The following is a 17998-nucleotide window of genomic DNA, read 5'->3' as shown; positions in this document are numbered from 1 at the left end:
ATGGCAGAAACGAAAAAAATAACAACCTTTAACGTACAAGTGGCAGACTTTATTAGAAACCATAAAAAAGTAGGAACTGCGATAGATGAGGAAGTTACTGAAAAGTTAGTCATTCCATTTGCTTTGGATGCTGACCAGATTGATGATTTATTAGAGCGTCTGACAGATGGCGGTATTGCTATCACTGACAAAGAAGGGAATCCCTCTAGTAAGTACGTGGTTGAAGAGCCAAAACCAGAAGAGTTAACAGACGAGGAGTTGCTAGGAAATAACTCTGCTAAGGTTAACGATCCTGTTCGCATGTACCTCAAAGAGATTGGTGTTGTGCCATTATTAACAAATGAAGAAGAAAAAAAACTTGCTTTGGCGGTAGCTGCAGGAGATATGCAAGCAAAACAGCGTTTAGCAGAGGCTAATCTCCGCTTGGTGGTTTCTATCGCTAAACGTTATGTTGGACGTGGCATGCAGTTCCTTGATCTTATTCAAGAAGGCAATATGGGGCTTATGAAAGCTGTGGATAAGTTTGACTACTCAAAGGGGTTTAAATTTTCAACTTATGCGACTTGGTGGATTCGTCAGGCTATTACGCGTGCTATTGCTGATCAAGCGCGTACGATTCGCATCCCAGTTCATATGGTGGAGACTATCAATAAGCTTGTACGTGAACAGCGTAATCTGCTACAAGATCTTGGTCAAGATCCGACCCCAGAGCAAATTGCAGAACGTATGGACATGACACCAGATAAGGTGCGTGAAATTCTTAAAATTGCACAAGAGCCAGTTTCCCTTGAAACGCCAATCGGCGAGGAAGATGATAGTCATCTTGGTGATTTTATTGAGGACGAAGTGATTGAAAGTCCTGTCGAATATACCACACGTGTTGTTTTGCGTGAGCAACTCAATGAAGTGCTTGATACATTGACTGATCGTGAAGAAAATGTCTTGCGTTTACGTTTTGGTCTTGATGACGGTAAAATGCGTACTTTGGAAGATGTCGGAAAGGTCTTTAATGTCACACGTGAGCGTATTCGTCAGATTGAAGCAAAAGCTCTACGCAAATTGCGCCATCCAAGTCGTAGCAAACAACTAAAAGACTTTATGGAAGATTAGTCTTGCTTTAGGAGGTGAAAAATGTCAGCCTTATATACTGAAGAAGAAGTTGCAAGAATCAAAGATCGTATCTTAGAAGCGCTAGAGATGGTCATTGATCCAGAGCTCGGAATTGATATTATCAACCTTGGTTTAGTCTATGAGATTCGTTTTGATGAAGGCGAGGTAGAGATTGATATGACGCTCACAACGATGGGTTGTCCCTTGGCTGATTTGTTGACTGATCAGATTTATGATGTTATGCGAGATATTCCTGAGGTGACAAATGTTGAGGTCAAGCTTGTTTGGGTTCCAGCTTGGTCTGTTGAAAAAATGAGTCGATATGCCCGTATTGCGCTTGGCATCAGATAAAAAGGGTGAAAAAATCCTTTTTTTGCGTTATAATGAATTTAACTTACGAAATTAAAGGAGTCACAGATGATTTTAGTTACAGGTGCCAATGGGCAATTAGGGACAGAATTACGTTATTTATTAGATGAACGTGATGAAGAGTACGTAGCGGTTGATGTTGCGGAAATGGACATTACAAATGCTGAAAAGGTTGATGAAGTATTTGCACAAGTGAAACCAACACTTGTTTATCATTGCGCAGCTTACACAGCTGTTGATGCTGCTGAAGATGAAGGCAAAGAGCTTGACTATGCTATCAACGTAACAGGTACAGAAATTGTAGCTAAAGCAGCTACTAAATATGGTGCAACTCTTGTTTACATTTCAACTGACTATGTTTTTGACGGAGAGAAGCCAGTTGGTCAAGAATGGGAAGTTGATGATACACCAGATCCTCAAACAGAATATGGACGTACAAAACGTCTTGGTGAAGAAGCAGTTGAAAAATACGCAGATAAATTCTACATCATCCGTACATCTTGGGTGTTTGGAAATTATGGGAAGAATTTTGTTTTCACAATGCAAAATCTTGCTAAAACGCACGATACATTGACGGTTGTCAATGACCAACATGGTCGTCCGACGTGGACTCGTACATTAGCTGAGTTTATGACCTATTTGACAGAAAATCAAAAAGAATTTGGTTACTATCATTTATCAAATGATGCCAGTGAGGATACAACGTGGTATGATTTTGCAGTAGAAATCTTGAAAGATATTGATGTAGTAGTGACACCTGTTGATTCAAGCCAATTTGCGACTAAAGCTAAGCGTCCATTTAACTCAACGATGAGTCTTGCCAAAGCTAAGGCAAGTGGCTTCGTTATTCCAAGTTGGAAAGATGCTTTAAAAGAATTTTACAAGCAAAATGTAAAAAAATAATTTTAAAACCTGGTTTATTCAGGTTTTTCTTTTTGAAAAAGCCTAAAATCTATCTTTAAAGTCGCTATCTGCTAGTATTTATGATATAATGGAGCTGATCATTATAGGTTTGGAGGAGTGCGCTTTGCAGCATGTTTTCATCATTGGCAGTCGTGGTCTACCTGCTAGTTATGGTGGATTTGAAACATTTGTTTCAGAGTTGGTGACGCATCAAAAAAATCGGTACATCAAATACCATGTAGCCTGTCTTAGCCAAGAGCAACACGGCACTCATTATGATTATAAAGGAGCTGATTGTTTTAGGATTAAGGTACCTAATCTTGGTTCTGCTCGCGTCATTTTATACGATATGATGGCAATCAACTATGCTCTTGCATTTATTAAGAAAAATGCGATTAAAGAGCCTGTTTTTTATATTTTAGGTAATACCATAGGAGCTTTTATTGTTCCTTTTATCTCAAGGATTCACAAATGTGGCGGAAAGGTTTTGGTCAATCCTGATGGACTTGAGTGGAGACGTTCTAAGTGGTCACACTCTATACAAGCTTATTTGAAATATGCTGAGAAAAAAATGGCTCAAAAAGCGGATTTGATTGTTGCAGATAATAGAGGTATTGAAAGTTATATCAAGAGTTCTTATCCCAATGCTAAAACGACCTTTATTGCTTATGGTACAAATGTTTCTCCTTCTTATCTGACAAAAGATTCTGATGAGGTGCGCACTTTTTTTCAAAGATGGGCTATCTCTGAGGATAATTATTATCTTGTCGTTGGGCGTTTTGTTCCTGAAAATAACTACGAGACTATTATTCGTGAGTTTATGACGACTAAAACTAAGCGTGATTTACTTATCATTTGTAATCATGAAGGGAATGCTTATTTTGAAGAGTTACGTCGAAAAACTGGTTTTGACAAAGACAAGCGTATTAAGTTTGTCGGTACTGTCTATAATCGTGAATTACTGACTTATATCCGAGAGTATGCCTTTGCCTATATCCATGGTCATGAGGTTGGAGGTACCAATCCTGGCTTACTTGAAGCGCTCAGTCAGACGAAATTAAATCTTGTCCTTGGTGTAGATTTTAACCGTTCGGTAGCAAAAGATAGTAGTCTTTACTGGGAAAAACAAACTGGTGATTTAGCGGAGCTAATAACAAAAGCTGAACGAATGCCTAATCAGGTAGATTATAGTAATCGTGCTAAAGAGATTATCATCAATAATTACACTTGGGAAAAAATTGTAGGAGAGTACGAGGATTTGTTTTTGCATGAGAGTTAATATCTTGATGTCAACCTACAATGGTGAGCCTTTTTTAGCAGATCAGATTGAAAGCATTCGTCGTCAGACCTTTAAAGATTGGAAGCTTCTTATCCGAGATGACGGGTCAACGGATAGAACACGTTCCATCATCAAAGTTTATACTCAAAAAGATGATCGCATCTTTTTCATTAATGAAGAAGATTTTCAAAATTGTGGTGTTATAGAGTCTTTTTATCGCTTGGTTAAGTTTGAAGAGGCAGATTATTATTTTTTTAGCGACCAAGATGATGTTTGGCTAGAGGATAAGTTAGAGGTGCAACTAGCTGCTTTTGCTGAGCATGATAGTCATCAGCCTATCATGGTTTATATGGATTTGATGGTTGTAGATGCTAAGCTCAATGTGCTTCATAGGAGTATGGTGAAAACACAATCACATCATGCTAATACTAAACTTTACCAAGAAATGACAGAAAATACGGTAACAGGTGGTGTGTCGGGTATTAACCATAGTCTAGCTAGTCTGTGGACAAGAACAGATAATGTGATTATGCATGATTGGTACTTGGCATTGTTAGCTGCGGCTTTGGGGCAACTTATTTATATTGATAAACCAGGTGAACTTTACCGCCAGCATGGCAATAATGTACTTGGGGCTAGAACGTGGGATAAGCGTATTAAAAATTGGTTACAACCGCAAGCATTAGTTGCAAAATACTGGTATCTTATCACTTCTAGTCAAAAGCAAGCAAGCTTGTTGAGGAATTTTGAGCTTACTTCTAGTGATAGAGACTTGGTAGACGCTTTTGTTGGAATAACAGAAGCGCCACTCATGAAACGTCTCTCGTCCTTGAAATCATACAAGCTAGCTAAAAATCGCTGGTTTCACACCTTTATTTTTAGAACATTGATTATCACAAAATTTGGTTATAGGAGAAACTGATGAATTTTTTCGGTAAAGAAAACCGCATTCTTTTAAGAGAAATGGTAAAGACTGACTTTAAATTGCGTTATCAAGGAAGTGTCGTTGGTTATCTTTGGTCTATTTTGAAGCCTTTGTTGCTCTTTGCTATCATGTACGTTGTCTTCATCCATTTCTTACGTTTAGGTGGCGATGTACCACATTTTGCTGTGGCTTTATTGCTTGCTAATGTTATATGGGGATTTTTCTCAGAAGCAACGAACATGGGGATGGTGTCTATTGTTTCTCGTGGAGATTTATTGCGTAAACTCAACTTTTCAAAAGAAATCATCGTTGTCTCATCTATCTGTGGAGCAGCAATTAACTTTGGAATTAACCTTATTGTGGTGTTACTTTTTGCTCTGTTTAATGGTGTACAGTTTTCATGGGCAACCGTGGTAACTATTCCGTTAGCAGTTGAGCTTTTTCTTCTTTCAACAGGGATTGCTCTGATTTTATCAACAGTTTTTGTGCGTTTTCGTGATTTATCTCAAATTTGGGAAGTATTCATGCAAGCTGGACTTTATGCAACACCCATTATTTATCCCATCACCTATGTATCTGATCGTAGCTTGATTGCAGCTAAGGTTATGCTACTTAATCCTGTAGCTCAAATTATCCAAGATGCCCGCTATTTTCTCCTTGATAAGGCAAATGTCACGGTTTGGCAATTGATTAATAATAAAGCCATTGTGGCTATTCCTTATCTTATCCCTTTTGTTGTTTTTGTGATTGGTGTGTTCGTTTTTAACAAATATTCTAAGAAATTTGCGGAGGTGCTGTAAAATGAATCAATCAAAAACAGTCGTCAAGGTAGAACATGTCAGCAAATTTTTTAAATTACCAACCGAGAGTACTCACAGTTTGCGGACAGCTATGGTGAACCGTTTTCGAGGAATCAAAGGTTATAGAGAACAGCATGTTTTAAAAGATATTTCTTTTGAGGTCAAAGAAGGTGATTTCTTTGGGATTGTCGGACGTAACGGTTCTGGGAAATCAACGCTATTGAAAATTATCTCACAAATTTATGTTCCCGAAAAAGGGAGTGTAACTGTAGATGGTAAATTAGTTTCTTTTATTGAGCTTGGTGTTGGTTTTAATCCTGAATTGACAGGACGTGAAAATGTTTATATGAACGGTGCACTTCTTGGTTTTTCAAAAGAAGAAGTAGACACTATGTATGATGATATTGTCGAATTCGCTGAACTTGGAGACTTTATGAACCAAAAGCTCAAAAATTATTCGAGTGGTATGCAAGTGCGTTTAGCCTTTTCTGTAGCCATCAAGGCTCAAGGAGACGTCTTGATTTTAGATGAAGTGCTTGCTGTGGGTGACGAAGCTTTTCAGCGTAAGTGTAATGATTATTTTATGGAACGCAAGAAAAGTGGCAAAACTACAATCCTTGTAACACATGATATGAGTGCTGTTAAAAAATACTGTAATCAAGCTGTCCTCATTGAAGATGGTTTTGTAAAAGCCTTGGGAAATCCAGATGATGTAGCAAATCAGTACAGTGTAGACAATGCTGTAGTTTATGTCAAAGAGGAAAATGTAGCTGATGGTGTAAAGTCAGAATCAAATAAAGAAACATTGGTGAACAACTTGAGAGTGAAACTTCTATCACCAATGAAGATACAACAAGAAGATACTGTTCAGTTTGAGATTTCATATGACGTTGTAAAAGATATAACCACTTATCCTGTTTTTTGTATGACAGATATTGATAGAAATATTTGGATTTATAATGACAATGCATATGATACACCAACGACAACAAAAGGACATAAGAAATTTACTTATACGTGTCAATTGATAGATATTAATGATATTAAATTACAACTGCAGGTGACAATTTTAGGAAAAGAGCGTGAAATGTTGGCATATGCTGATTCAGAAATGCAGCCACTTATTATTGTCAATCGAACAGATATTGCACGAGATGACTTTTCAGCAATTGACTCTGCAGCTGGGCTGTTGCATAGGAATGGACAATGGCTAATCGAGGGGTAAGGATGTCAGTAATACATGAAACTGAAAAACGGTGTATCAAAGTTTCAATTGTTTGCACTGTCTATAACAAAGCAAAGTGGTTGAGACAGACGATTGATAGTTTTTTAACACAAAAAACAACATTTGACTATGAAATCATTCTGATAGATGATGCCTCAACGGATAACTCCGCTAGTATTATTCGTGACTATGCTGAGCGTTTTCCAGAACTCATCAAAGCTTATTATAATGAAAAAAATCTGGGAATTATTGCAACATGGCGAATAGGTTGTAAAGTAGCAGATGTACATAGCACCTATATTGCACGTTGTGATGGTGATGATTATTGGTTTAATGCTGAAAAGCTTGAAAAACAAGTTCAATACATGGAAAAAATAGGTGCTAAGTGGTCTGGAACGGATATTGATTATGTCGATGAGCATGGTAAAATAAAGGTTTCTTCGGTTTTTGAAAGCCAATATCTCCCAAAGACGCATAGCTTTGAAGAGATGCTCGCTACACGTGGTTTTACAGCCCCATCAACTTGGTTGATTGACCGTAATTTAATATTAGAGGTTAATGATATTATTGCGGATGATACAGCAGATGATACTTTTGATATTCAGTTGGAGTTGTTCAAGCGGACAGTGTTATCTTATCTACCCATATCTACGACGGCTTATCGGATAAATGAGGGTTCTGATTCGAGACCAAGTGATTTTAAGAAAACGCAAAAAAGATTTTATAAGTTGCTTGAAACGCAAAAAAAGTATGTAAGGAAGTATCCAGATAGTGATAGAAATAAGATTATTGATATTTTACTGGAACGCAATAACGCCTATGAACTCCTTTTGTCACAACAATCGCAACCTCAAGCTAAATTACTAAATGAAAAAGTTACGATTTATTTTGCAGATGGAGATGGTCAATTTAGCCAAAAAAATATCCAAACTTTTCCTCTCCTTTTGAAAGATAATTTGATAATAGAGTTGCCAGAAGGTTGTCAGAAGATTCGAGTCGATTTATCAGAACGCTCAAGCTATTATAGTGTTGTTACATTGAGTACTGGTGAGGAAGACTTGGAAGTAATACCAGCCTTTACAAACGGTGTTTATATTGAACGTCATTATTTGTTTACAGAAAATGATCCACAGATTATTTATGAGCTTCCTGGTGAGTATCATAGAACGGTTAATCTTCATTATCAAATGATAACAACCAGCAGTGAAGCTCTTCGATATTTGGTTAATTATATCACTCAGAAAGAAGCTGATAATGATTTAACACATTTGCAACTGATAAATCGGTTAAATCTAGAGTTGGAAGCCAAACAAAGAGACTTGGAAAAAATGATACAACGTTACAATGCTGTCGTACATTCACGCCGTTGGACGATTTCAACAAAAATGATTAACTTTTTTAGGAGGAGAAAATGAAGCGTTTATTGTTGTATGTCCACTTTAATAAATTCAATTTATTAAGCCCCCATGTGGAGTATCAACTGGAACATATAAAACCATTATTTTCGAGAGTTGTTTTTATTTCAAATAGCATGTTGTCAGATAAAGAACGCAAAAAACTGCAACAGCTTGGTGTGATTGATGATTTTATCCAACGTGAAAATCATGGCTTTGATTTTGCGGCTTGGCGTGATGGAATGGCCTTTGTTGGTGATAAAGCGATGCGTCAGTACGATTCTTTGACTTTGATGAACGATACTTGCTTTGGTCCCTTGTGGGATTTAAAACCTTACTATCAACGTTTTGAAACCGATAAAAATATTGATTTTTGGGGAATGACTAATTTTCGATTAAATAGTCAATTTAAAGAACATGTGCAAAGTTATTACCTTTCTTTTTCTAAAAAAGTGTTTTCATCGGCTATTTTCCGAAACTTTTGGCAGAATGTGCAGGACTATACAGATGTTCAAGATGTGATTGAAAACTATGAATCACAGGTCACAACAACTCTAACAGACGCAGGATTTAACTACCAAACAGTTTTTAATACAATCAATGCAGATGACACGGGGATGTTACATCCCGACTTTTCCTACTATAATCCGACAGCTATCCTCAAGAACAAGGTGCCCTTTATTAAAATCAAGACTATAGATGCCAATCAGCATATAGCACCTTATATTTTAGATACTATTGAGCGTGATAGTGCTTATCCTATAGATTTGATTGTATCTCATATGTCAGATATCAATTATCCTGACTTTAGATACCTATTGGGTAGAAAGTATCTAAAGCCTATCTCAGATGGGGTTGTTCATCAAAAAGTCGCTGTGCATTTACATGTTTTCTATGTGGATTTGTTAGCAGAGTTTCTCGAAAATTTCAGCTATTTTGATTTTTCTTATGACTTGTTTATCACGACAGATCATAATGATAAAGTTGATACGATTAACGCCATTCTAAAAGAGTTTAACCTGTCTGCGGAAATTACAGTGACAGGAAATATTGGGCGGGATGTGCTACCGATGTTAAAATTGAAAGATAAACTTGAACGCTACGATTATATTGGTCATTTTCACACGAAAAAGTCTAAAGAAGCTGATTTTTGGGCAGGAGAGTCTTGGCGTAAAGAGTTAATAGAGATGCTTGTCAAACCAGCGAATGCAATTCTAAAATCTTTTAGTAAAAATTCCGATTTAGGCTTAGTGATTGCAGATATTCCCACTTTTTTTAGGTATAATAAAATCGTAGATGCTCACAATGAAAATACGATTGCACCGCTGATGAATGATTTGTGGGAGCAAATGAATCTTTCAAAATCAATAGATTTCAATACTTTTCACACCTTTGTTATGTCATATGGAACCTATGTCTGGTTTAGGTATGATTCCTTAAAGCCTTTATTTGAACTTGGTTTGGCAGAAGAAGACATTCCGGAAGAACCTCTTCCTCAAAACTCTATTCTCCATGCGATTGAGCGTTTATTGGTTTATATTGCTTGGGATAGGCATTATGATTTTAGAATTGTGGAAAATCCTAATCATTTAACGGCTTTCATAGATAACAAAAGCTTGAACCAGCGTTCAGATTTATTACCACATACTTACGTGAACTTTGATCATTTGGGTGGCATAAGAGGTGCTGCCAAGTATATCGTGATAGGTCCAGCCAGAGCGATAAAATACATCTTCATGCGTTTACTGAGTAAAATGAAAGCAGAAGAATAGAAAAAGAGTTTTTATGATTATTTTAGTATCTAATTGAAAAAATAAAAAATAGGAAATATCTATAGAATGAAAAAAAATGTCTACATTAAATTTTGGCCGATAGTGATAGGGTTAGCTCTTATTGCTAGTGCTCAGCTATTATTGCCTCTACCTGCACAATTTCATTATAATCCTTTATTTGTTCTTCTAATCGTAGCTGTTATCCTTTATTTTTTGTTAACGGATTTGAAGAACTCAAAAAAAATGATTCGTAATGCTCTGGTGACGATTATCCTCTTTGGCACAGTCATCTCATTTGCAAAGCCTGTTCAATTTGGATTGGACGAAGAAACGCATTTAATCAATGTCATTCGGCTTGCAGATGGAGGGATATTTCAATATGAAAAGGAAAGTTTACCAGATTATAAGGCTGTAGAACATCACGATATTTTACGTAGTCCATCTACCTATACAAATCAAGATTATTGGTTGAATGTTAAGCATAAAGAGAGTAAATTTAGTGGTGCTATCATCAAAATCATCAATCCTTCCTATATTCCAAGCGCTATTGGTTGGAATGTAGGAAAACTGTTTTCACGAAAAATCTTCGTCTCTTACTATTTAGGACGTATTTTCAATATTCTATTCTATGCTTTATTGGTTTACTTTGCCTTAAAAATTAGTAAGTATTATAGAGAATTACTTTACCTCGTTTCGACCTTTCCAGCGGTTTTATATACTTGTGCAGGTTTTCATTATGATACGATTTACTATGGCTTCTCGCTGATACTGCTCGCTTTGTGGACAAACTTGCTTGCTAGAGATGAGCCAATTGGTAAAAAAGAAATGATTGCTTTTCAGCTCACCACGCTACCTTTCGCTTTTGCCAAATTTCCATTTATTTTATCAGCTTTCTTGATATCCATATTACCTAAACGCTATTATTATTCAACAAAGGAACGTCTACTTTCTTTCTATTTTGGTCTCTTAATCGTCTTTGTTTCTCTTGTTTATTACGTTCATGATAGTATATTAACCCGTTTGACAGGAGTCAGTGTACTGGTTTCGGATATAGGAACGAGACCATCTCTTTTCTATTTTATGAGACATCCGTTTCCTCTTTTAAGAACTTTCGTTAACACCATGATAGGTAGTCTCAGTGCTTTTTCAAATGCACTCCACTATACAATTGCGAACTCGGACTTTTTAAATAGTTTTAGTTACCTGCTATTTTTGCTATTGCTATTGGGAGTTTCTGTGCGTATCAGGCTAACATTAAAACGCTCAACAAAAATAATGGTTTGGACAATTTTTGCTATCATCAGTTTTTTAATTATTTATGCGATAGCAGGCGATCCTCGTGTTTATCACATGGGAGATATACTGGTCAATGGTGTACAAACTCGTTACTATTACTTTATGGTAGCTAGTTTACCACTGTTGGTAGCAGAACCATCTCAAAAGCTCTTTTTATCACAATCAGACCTTATCGCAGAAGATGACCAAAGATTTGTCCGTTTCATGCAATATAGTATCGCCTATCTAACGATTTTGACGATTGCAGTAGCCATTTACACTCAGGTACCTCATGTGCTTTAATGCAACACTCGATAGATCTTTACGTAAAAAAGAATGTTACAGAAAGGTGATGTTATGAAAAAACCTGTTATTTCCATTGTTATCCCTGTTTACAATGCACAAAAGTATATTGCAAAGTGTATTGACTCTATTTTAGAGCAAGATTTTACAGACTTTGAGTTGCTCTTGTTAAATGATGGTTCAACAGATGATTCTCTTAGTATTTTGAATCATTATGCTAGAATAGACGAAAGAGTTAAGGTAGTCGATAAAACGAATGAAGGAGCAGCCAAGACTAGAAATAAGGGCATAAAACAAGCTAAAGGAACTTACATCACATTTATTGATAGTGATGATTATGTTGACTCAGATTATTTGAGACAACTTTACACAGCAATCTCTTTAGAAAACTTAGATATAGTGATAGCAGGTTTTCGTCGAGTAGATGATGAAAAAGTGTTATCAGAGACAGTCCTAGGAAATACAGAATGGTCTAAATATATGTTAATGACTCCTTGGGGCAGGCTATTTAGACGTGATTTTTTGATTGATAATTGCTTGCATTTTATTGATTACACGATGGAAGATTTATATTTTAATAGCGTTGCTCTCTCTAAAACAACAAAAGTTAAAACTATTTCATATGTCGGCTATAATTATTATTTAAATCCTTTAAGTATAACAAGTGTTGACCATAAAGGCATTAAAGAAGAGATAGATATTCTTTATATCTTAAAATCAATTCATGAAAAGGTGAATGAGACAGACTTATACAAGTTTTTGTATAAAAAGATATATATATTACCTTCTTTATTCAGGAAGATATTCTTCAAAAGATGTCTTTTTGAAAGAATATAGTCGCATTACACAATGGTTATCTGAGAATAATTTAGTATCAACCATGAGTTCTTTTGATAAGAGGGTAAGTGAGGAGAGTTTTAAAAATAAACTTGCGATATTCATTTTTGAAGGCTTAGCAAAATGGCACTTGCTTCCCCTTTTCGCTTTATTTTACTGTAAAGGCTAATTTATGACATATAATGCTACAGATGAAAAACGCAACTATATTTGGAATATGATTGGTTCGATTTCGTCTTCCTTAATTTCAACAGTCCTTTTGCTATTTTCTGCAAGGCTTTTATCTCCGAGTTCTTCAGATTTATTTGGGATTATTTACTCTTTGGGACAACAGTTGTTTGTCATAGGCTTGTTTCAGGTACGAGATTATCAAGCAACTGACGTGCGTGAAAAGTTTGATTTTCAAGTGTATTTGGAAACTAGGATTGTGACAATTTTACTGATGATTGGAACGACCTTTGTTTTTGCAGCGATTAGTCACTATACTGCTGAAAAGACCTTGATTTTTCTTGTCTTGGTTATGAGTCGTGCGATAGATGCTTTTTCAGATGTTTTTCAGGGATTTTTCCAACAACATGAGCGCTCAGACTTAGCTGGGAAAATTCTTTTTTTCAGAAGTATAGTTATTATGATCAGCTTCTATCTTTTCTTGCTAACAACAGGATCACTTTTGATAGCTTGCCTAGGTATTTTTAGCTTAAATGTCTTGCTGACCTTTTTGCTAGATTTTAGATATATATCACGTTATTTTAGCCATACTATAGTATGGCGACAGCATTTACAAATCAAGAAAATTTGGTCTGTTTTGCTTACTTGCTTTCCCTTATTTTTGAGTGGTTTTTTGATTAACTATATCTTCAATGAACCTAAATTGGTAATTGATAGTTTACTATCATCTGGGCAACTGCAAGCAGGTCTTCAGAGAGATTTTAACATTCTTTTTATGCCTACATTTATTATGTCTTTGCTTTTGATGATTTTACGTCCTCTAATTACTGACTTGTCAAGGGTATGGCTAGATAAGGACTACCATCAATTTTATAGCTCGTTTTTGAAGCTCATTCTGATTTTGCTGGGTTTTGGTCTGTTTGTAGTGATAGCAGGTTATGTATTAGGAACAGAAGTGCTTGGGCTTTTGTACGGTGTTCCTTTGACGCAGTATAAATGGGAGTTTGTGATTTTACTCGTTGGAGGGATTTTGAATGTGTTAGCTTCAGTTATTGGTAATATGATGACTATCTTTAGAAAGCAAGTGAATTTTGTGATTGTCTATGTGTTGACCTTTATTTTATCAAAGACAATTTCAACACCGTTAATTACAAATTTCGGAATGCTTGGAGCTGCTTATAGTTTTATGATTTCCATGATTGCTTTTTTGGTGCTTAGTATAGGTGTCTTTCTACTGACAAAGAAACTATTAAATGAGGGATAATAAAGATGAGAGTATTAGTAATCATTCCTGCATATAATGAGGAAGAGAGTATTTTAAAGACAGTCCAGTCAATTCTAACTTTTAGCGAGAGTGAGCAACTTGATTTTACTTTGGACTACATCGTTATCAATGATGGCTCCACAGATAGTACAAGGGAGATTTTAGATGCTCATCGTCTCAATGCGATTCATCTGATTGCTAATTTGGGTATTGGTGGGGCTGTTCAGACAGGCTATAAATACGCTGCTAGATATGGATATGATGTGGCGGTTCAGTTTGATGGAGATGGGCAGCATGATATTGCTTCTCTACCGAGTCTTTTAGAACCGCTTAAAGAAGGTAGAGCAGATCTTGTGATTGGCTCACGTTTTGTCGGAGATATTCGTTCAGAGTTTCAAACGACCTTTATGCGACGCTTTGGTATCAATGTTATCTCTTTTATGATGAAGCTTGTGACGGGACAAAAAATCTATGATACCACATCAGGTTATCGTCTGGCTAATAAAGAGATTATTGCTCAATTCGTTAAGCGCTATCCAAGAAAATATCCAGAGCCAGAGTCAACGGTGCACGTCCTAAAGCGGAAAAAACGAGTGATGGAATGTCCAGCAAATATGCATGATCGATTAGGAGGTCAATCTTCGATTACCCCTTTTAAGTCTATTCGCTATATGTTAGAAGTTTGCTTATCCATTGTTGTGTCAGTATTTATGAAGGAGAGTGAGTAATGTCTATATTTTCTCTTGTCATTTTAGTGACGAGTTTGTTATTTTTATATTTTGTTATTCGAGGTATCAATAAAAACAAGATTTTATTTGAACAAGCTGCTATGTGGTTGCTTCTTGGATTTTTAATGGTATTTTGCGCTTTATTTCCGTCTATTCCTGAATGGTTTGGCAATCTATTGGGCTTTCAGTTAACTTCTAATTTTATTTTGTTTTTAGCGGTTATTGTACTTATGGTCTTGCTCTTTTTACAAACCATTCAGATGTCAAAGCAGAAAGAGGAGATTAAAGACCTTATTCAAGAAGTGTCTATGGTCAAAAAGGATGTTGCAGAGGATGGTGATAAACGTGACTAATCATAGTTTTGTTATTTGCGCTTATGGAGATAGTCCCTATCTAAGCGAGTGTATCGTATCTCTCAAACAACAGACCTATTCATCAGAGATCTTGCTCTATACTTCGACACCAAGTAGCTATATTCAAGAGTTATGCGAACACTATCACCTCCCTTACTACACAGCAACAGGGGGATCAATTGGTAAAGATTGGAATGCAGCCCTGTCCTTTGTTAAGACACCTTATGTGACAATTGCTCATCAGGATGATTATTATGAATCGGATTATGCGCAAAAAATCATGGCAAAAATGTCTTCAAACACCTTGATTGCTTACAGTGATTACTATGAATTTAAAAATAAGCAAAAAGTCACGGTAAATACCAACCTTAAAATTAAGCGTCTTATGTTAGGAACTTTGGCAGTTTTTCCGTCTTGGAAGTGGTGGCGTAGGCGTGTGCTATCTTTTGGAAATCCTATCTCTTGCCCTGCTGTGACTTATAATCTTGAAAAATTATCAGACTTTCAATTTGATTCCACAATGAAGGTTTCCATTGACTGGTTTGCTTGGTCGGAGATTGCTAAAAGAAAAGGGCGGTTTGACTATATACCAGAACAGTTGATGTTTCACCGTATCCATGAGGAGTCAGAAACGAGCAACACTATAAAGGATAATACCCGCACAAAAGAAGATTTGTTCATGTATGAACAATTTTGGCCAAAGCCCATCGCAAAATGGATTAGTAATTATTATGAAAAAAGTCAGCAATCAAATACTATCGATACTAAATAGAGAATTTTTTTCTAAAGAAGCTTTCATCAAGTGGTTTAGGCGTTTGTTTAGACAGATGATAGACTTCTTAAAAAGCTTAGTCATCTCACGCAATTTTTGGTATCAGGTACTTATTTTCCTACTCTTTTTAGAGTTGAGTGTCTCTCTTGTTTGGAATAATCTAGCAGTCGCACAAAACGAGACGAGCCGTGTGTTTCCCTTTTTCTTTCAAGTGCCTATTGTGATTATCATTGGCTTCTTGATTAGTCGGTTAGTCACTTGGCGTTTTGTGGTGCGCTTTGTCTGTGGTTACGTGTTTTATCTGATAGCTTCCTACTGGATGACCATGACCCTCTCGCTCAATAATAAGGATTTTCACTGGGAAAGTTTTAAGTCCTTTTGGCAGATGAATTTCTTGTTAGAAGCGATGGTGATGATGGTAGTTGCTTATGGATTTCAGTATTTCATCACTCTTGGATGGGATAGAGAGCGTTTTAGTCTTGAAGTATCACGGGTAAATCGTAGAGTTGTTCTCTCAGGTATGTTATCATCAGTTTATGTGACAGGAAAAGTTTTTTTAGACCGTTTACAATCCAATCACCTTTTACCTATAGGAAAGAGAGTATCTGAGAGCCAACAGATTTGGTCAGTTATTCAGTATGTATCGACCTTCTTTGTTCTCTTTTTTTGTATCAATTATCTTTGTTTAAAAGCTTTTCATCATCTCAAATCCAATCGTCCTAGCTTGTCCTTAGCACTATCAAGTTGTCTATTGGTCGCAACAGTCGCTAATTATTTCATTCAAGCAGGTATCACAGATAAGGGGAAAAATTACGATTACTATACCGCTCCTGGAGCGACGATTTTTCAGATTATTATTTTAACGCTTTCGTTCTTTGTTATTTTTCTCATCATTAATCGTTATCTCACGTCCTTAGTGCTTGTAAGTTTACTTGCAATCATTATCGCGGTGGTCAATCAAGCTAAATATGCTTTACGTCAGGAGCCTTTTTTACCATCTGATTTGATTTGGATTCGAGAAATTTCTTTTTTTAAAGCGTATGTATCCACTGAAATCATCGTTGCTATCGTAGTCGGAGGAGGCGTCATCATAGGACTTCTTTTCTTGGCTAGAGGACGTGTGCTCCCAGGTGCTATCGTGGGCAAATGGAGGGAACGTTTGAGTGTAGTGATGATTATGTTGTTGGTATCAATAACTAGCATTCGCTATATCAGCAGTCATGATGAAGGAAGTTTTCCAAAAGGTGTGCCTGTTCTATCTTCTCTCTATAATCTTTATGACATTTCTTGGCGTGGTATCAATGCCAAAGCTAATTATCAATCGTTAAGTTATGTTTGGGTTAATAGTCTCACCACAAAGAAAATGGCGACCCCAAAAGATTATAATCGCACTAAGATTAAAGAAATCTATGATAAGTATAAAAAGATAGCAACAGATTTGAACAAAACTCGTCAACAAAAACTATCTGATCAGACGGTTATCTATATCTTGAGTGAGAGCTTAGCCAATCCAACAAGACTTACAGGGATTAGTGCAAGTGCGAATCCTCTGGAGTATATCACGCAGGTTGAAAACGAATCAACGGGTGGTCTTATGCTATCAGATGGCTATGGTGGTGGAACAGCCAATATGGAATTTCAGTCCTTGACAGGACTTCCAATGACTAACTTTAAGTCTGGTGTTTCTGTACTATATTCTGATGTATTTCCTGATATGTCTTATGTGCCAACACTCAGTCAACAGTACAATGCTAAAAATCGGATTGCCATTCATCTTGCTAGCGCTGCTAATTACAATCGTAAACTAGTTTATTCAAGGTTGAACTTTGGTACTTTTGTAGCTTTATCTGGGACAAAGGATAAACCGACAGATACTGACATTTTTGGTTTGCAATATAGTGATGCAGCCACATATCAAAATATTCTTGATAAGTTAGATAGCAATCAAAATCAGTTTTTCTCCGTTATGACCATGCAAAATCACAGTCCTTACTTAGCTAATGTAGGTGATACGATTAGTATCTCTGGTCAGGGTTTTAACGAGAGTCGCAATCATCAACTGCACAACTATACCAATTTGATTGTGGAAACAGATAAGGCAACCCAAGCATTTTTAGATAAGTTAAAAAACTATCCTAAGAAGGTTACTGTAGTCTTTTATGGAGACCACTTGCCAGGAATTTATCCTGAAAATTTCTTTGTGGCTAATCCTGAAAGCCAGTACCTGACAGACTATTTTATTTGGTCTAATTATGAGGCACCAAAACTCAACTATCCTAAAATTCGCTCTAACGATTTTCCAGCTCTTCTTCTTGAGGAAACAAATTCAAAAGTGTCTCCTTACTATGCTCTTTTGACCAAAGCACTGCCAGATCGTCAAAATGAGCGTGATAAGGAAACACAAGAAGATTTGAAGTTGATTCAGTATGATATAACAACAGGAAAAAACTATGTAAGCAAGTATGAAGATTTTTTTACAAGTTCAAAGTGAGTTAAGTAAAAGAGTAACTAGTCTAGATAG

General features: G+C 36.3%; 16 protein-coding genes. All 16 read left to right on the top strand.

Annotation, left to right across the window (positions count from 1 at the left end; all coding sequences use genetic code 11):
- Entirely contained in the window at window positions 1-1110 is a 1110-nt protein-coding gene (gene rpoD, locus NXS10_RS03600) for an RNA polymerase sigma factor RpoD (protein WP_259137769.1), read from the top strand.
- Window positions 1111-1131: 21 nt separating this feature from the next.
- Window positions 1132-1461, top strand: a complete 330-nt coding sequence (locus NXS10_RS03595; protein WP_259137767.1) for a metal-sulfur cluster assembly factor — start codon at window positions 1132-1134, stop codon at window positions 1459-1461.
- Window positions 1462-1527: 66 nt separating this feature from the next.
- On the top strand, window positions 1528-2382 hold the full coding sequence (gene rfbD / locus NXS10_RS03590) for a dTDP-4-dehydrorhamnose reductase (protein ID WP_259137764.1): 855 nt from the start codon (window positions 1528-1530) through the stop codon (window positions 2380-2382).
- 124 nt (window positions 2383-2506) lie between these two features.
- Window positions 2507-3661: a beta 1-4 rhamnosyltransferase Cps2T gene (cps2T, locus tag NXS10_RS03585; protein ID WP_259137762.1), complete on the top strand. Its 1155-nt coding sequence runs from the start codon at window positions 2507-2509 to the stop codon at window positions 3659-3661.
- The gene (locus NXS10_RS03580; protein ID WP_259137760.1) at window positions 3651-4583 is read left to right on the top strand and encodes a glycosyltransferase family 2 protein; all 933 of its coding nucleotides are present in this window, start codon (window positions 3651-3653) and stop codon (window positions 4581-4583) included. The genes cps2T and NXS10_RS03580 overlap by 11 nt, the downstream gene beginning before the upstream one ends.
- On the top strand, window positions 4583-5386 hold the full coding sequence (locus NXS10_RS03575; protein ID WP_259137758.1) for an ABC transporter permease: 804 nt from the start codon (window positions 4583-4585) through the stop codon (window positions 5384-5386). The genes NXS10_RS03580 and NXS10_RS03575 overlap by 1 nt, the downstream gene beginning before the upstream one ends.
- 1 nt (window position 5387) lies before the next feature.
- Entirely contained in the window at window positions 5388-6611 is a 1224-nt protein-coding gene (locus NXS10_RS03570) for an ABC transporter ATP-binding protein (protein WP_259137755.1), read from the top strand.
- A 2-nt stretch (window positions 6612-6613) separates the two neighbouring features.
- Window positions 6614-8026, top strand: coding sequence for a glycosyltransferase family 2 protein (locus NXS10_RS03565; RefSeq protein ID WP_259137753.1), 1413 nt, complete (start codon window positions 6614-6616; stop codon window positions 8024-8026).
- The gene (locus NXS10_RS03560; protein WP_259137751.1) at window positions 8023-9777 is read left to right on the top strand and encodes a rhamnan synthesis F family protein; all 1755 of its coding nucleotides are present in this window, start codon (window positions 8023-8025) and stop codon (window positions 9775-9777) included. Before NXS10_RS03565 ends, NXS10_RS03560 begins: the two co-directional genes overlap by 4 nt.
- Before the next feature lie 66 nt (window positions 9778-9843).
- Window positions 9844-11355 carry a DUF2142 domain-containing protein gene (locus NXS10_RS03555; RefSeq protein WP_259137749.1) on the top strand — a complete coding sequence of 504 codons (1512 nt, stop codon included), beginning with the start codon at window positions 9844-9846 and terminating at the stop codon, window positions 11353-11355.
- A 54-nt stretch (window positions 11356-11409) separates the two neighbouring features.
- The gene (locus tag NXS10_RS03550) at window positions 11410-12192 is read left to right on the top strand and encodes a glycosyltransferase family 2 protein (RefSeq protein ID WP_259137746.1); all 783 of its coding nucleotides are present in this window, start codon (window positions 11410-11412) and stop codon (window positions 12190-12192) included.
- 172 nt (window positions 12193-12364) lie between these two features.
- The gene (locus NXS10_RS03545) at window positions 12365-13624 is read left to right on the top strand and encodes a lipopolysaccharide biosynthesis protein (protein ID WP_259137744.1); all 1260 of its coding nucleotides are present in this window, start codon (window positions 12365-12367) and stop codon (window positions 13622-13624) included.
- Window positions 13625-13629: 5 nt separating this feature from the next.
- Window positions 13630-14352, top strand: coding sequence for a glycosyltransferase family 2 protein (locus NXS10_RS03540; protein ID WP_259137742.1), 723 nt, complete (start codon window positions 13630-13632; stop codon window positions 14350-14352).
- Entirely contained in the window at window positions 14352-14705 is a 354-nt protein-coding gene (locus NXS10_RS03535; protein ID WP_259137740.1) for a DUF2304 domain-containing protein, read from the top strand. Before NXS10_RS03540 ends, NXS10_RS03535 begins: the two co-directional genes overlap by 1 nt.
- Complete coding sequence (locus NXS10_RS03530) at window positions 14698-15477, top strand: glycosyltransferase family 2 protein (RefSeq protein WP_373317985.1); 780 nt, start codon at window positions 14698-14700, stop codon at window positions 15475-15477. Before NXS10_RS03535 ends, NXS10_RS03530 begins: the two co-directional genes overlap by 8 nt.
- 55 nt (window positions 15478-15532) lie before the next feature.
- A complete protein-coding gene (locus tag NXS10_RS03525; protein WP_259137736.1) occupies window positions 15533-17968 on the top strand; it encodes an LTA synthase family protein in 2436 nt (811 codons plus the stop codon).
- Window positions 17969-17998 lie beyond the last annotated feature (30 nt).

It is taken from the genome of Streptococcus sciuri (genome assembly GCF_024814375.1).
In the GTDB taxonomy this organism is placed as follows: domain Bacteria; phylum Bacillota; class Bacilli; order Lactobacillales; family Streptococcaceae; genus Streptococcus; species Streptococcus sciuri.
The sequence above is the reverse complement of the archived record's forward strand: the minus strand, read 5'-3'. Positions and strand labels throughout refer to the sequence as shown.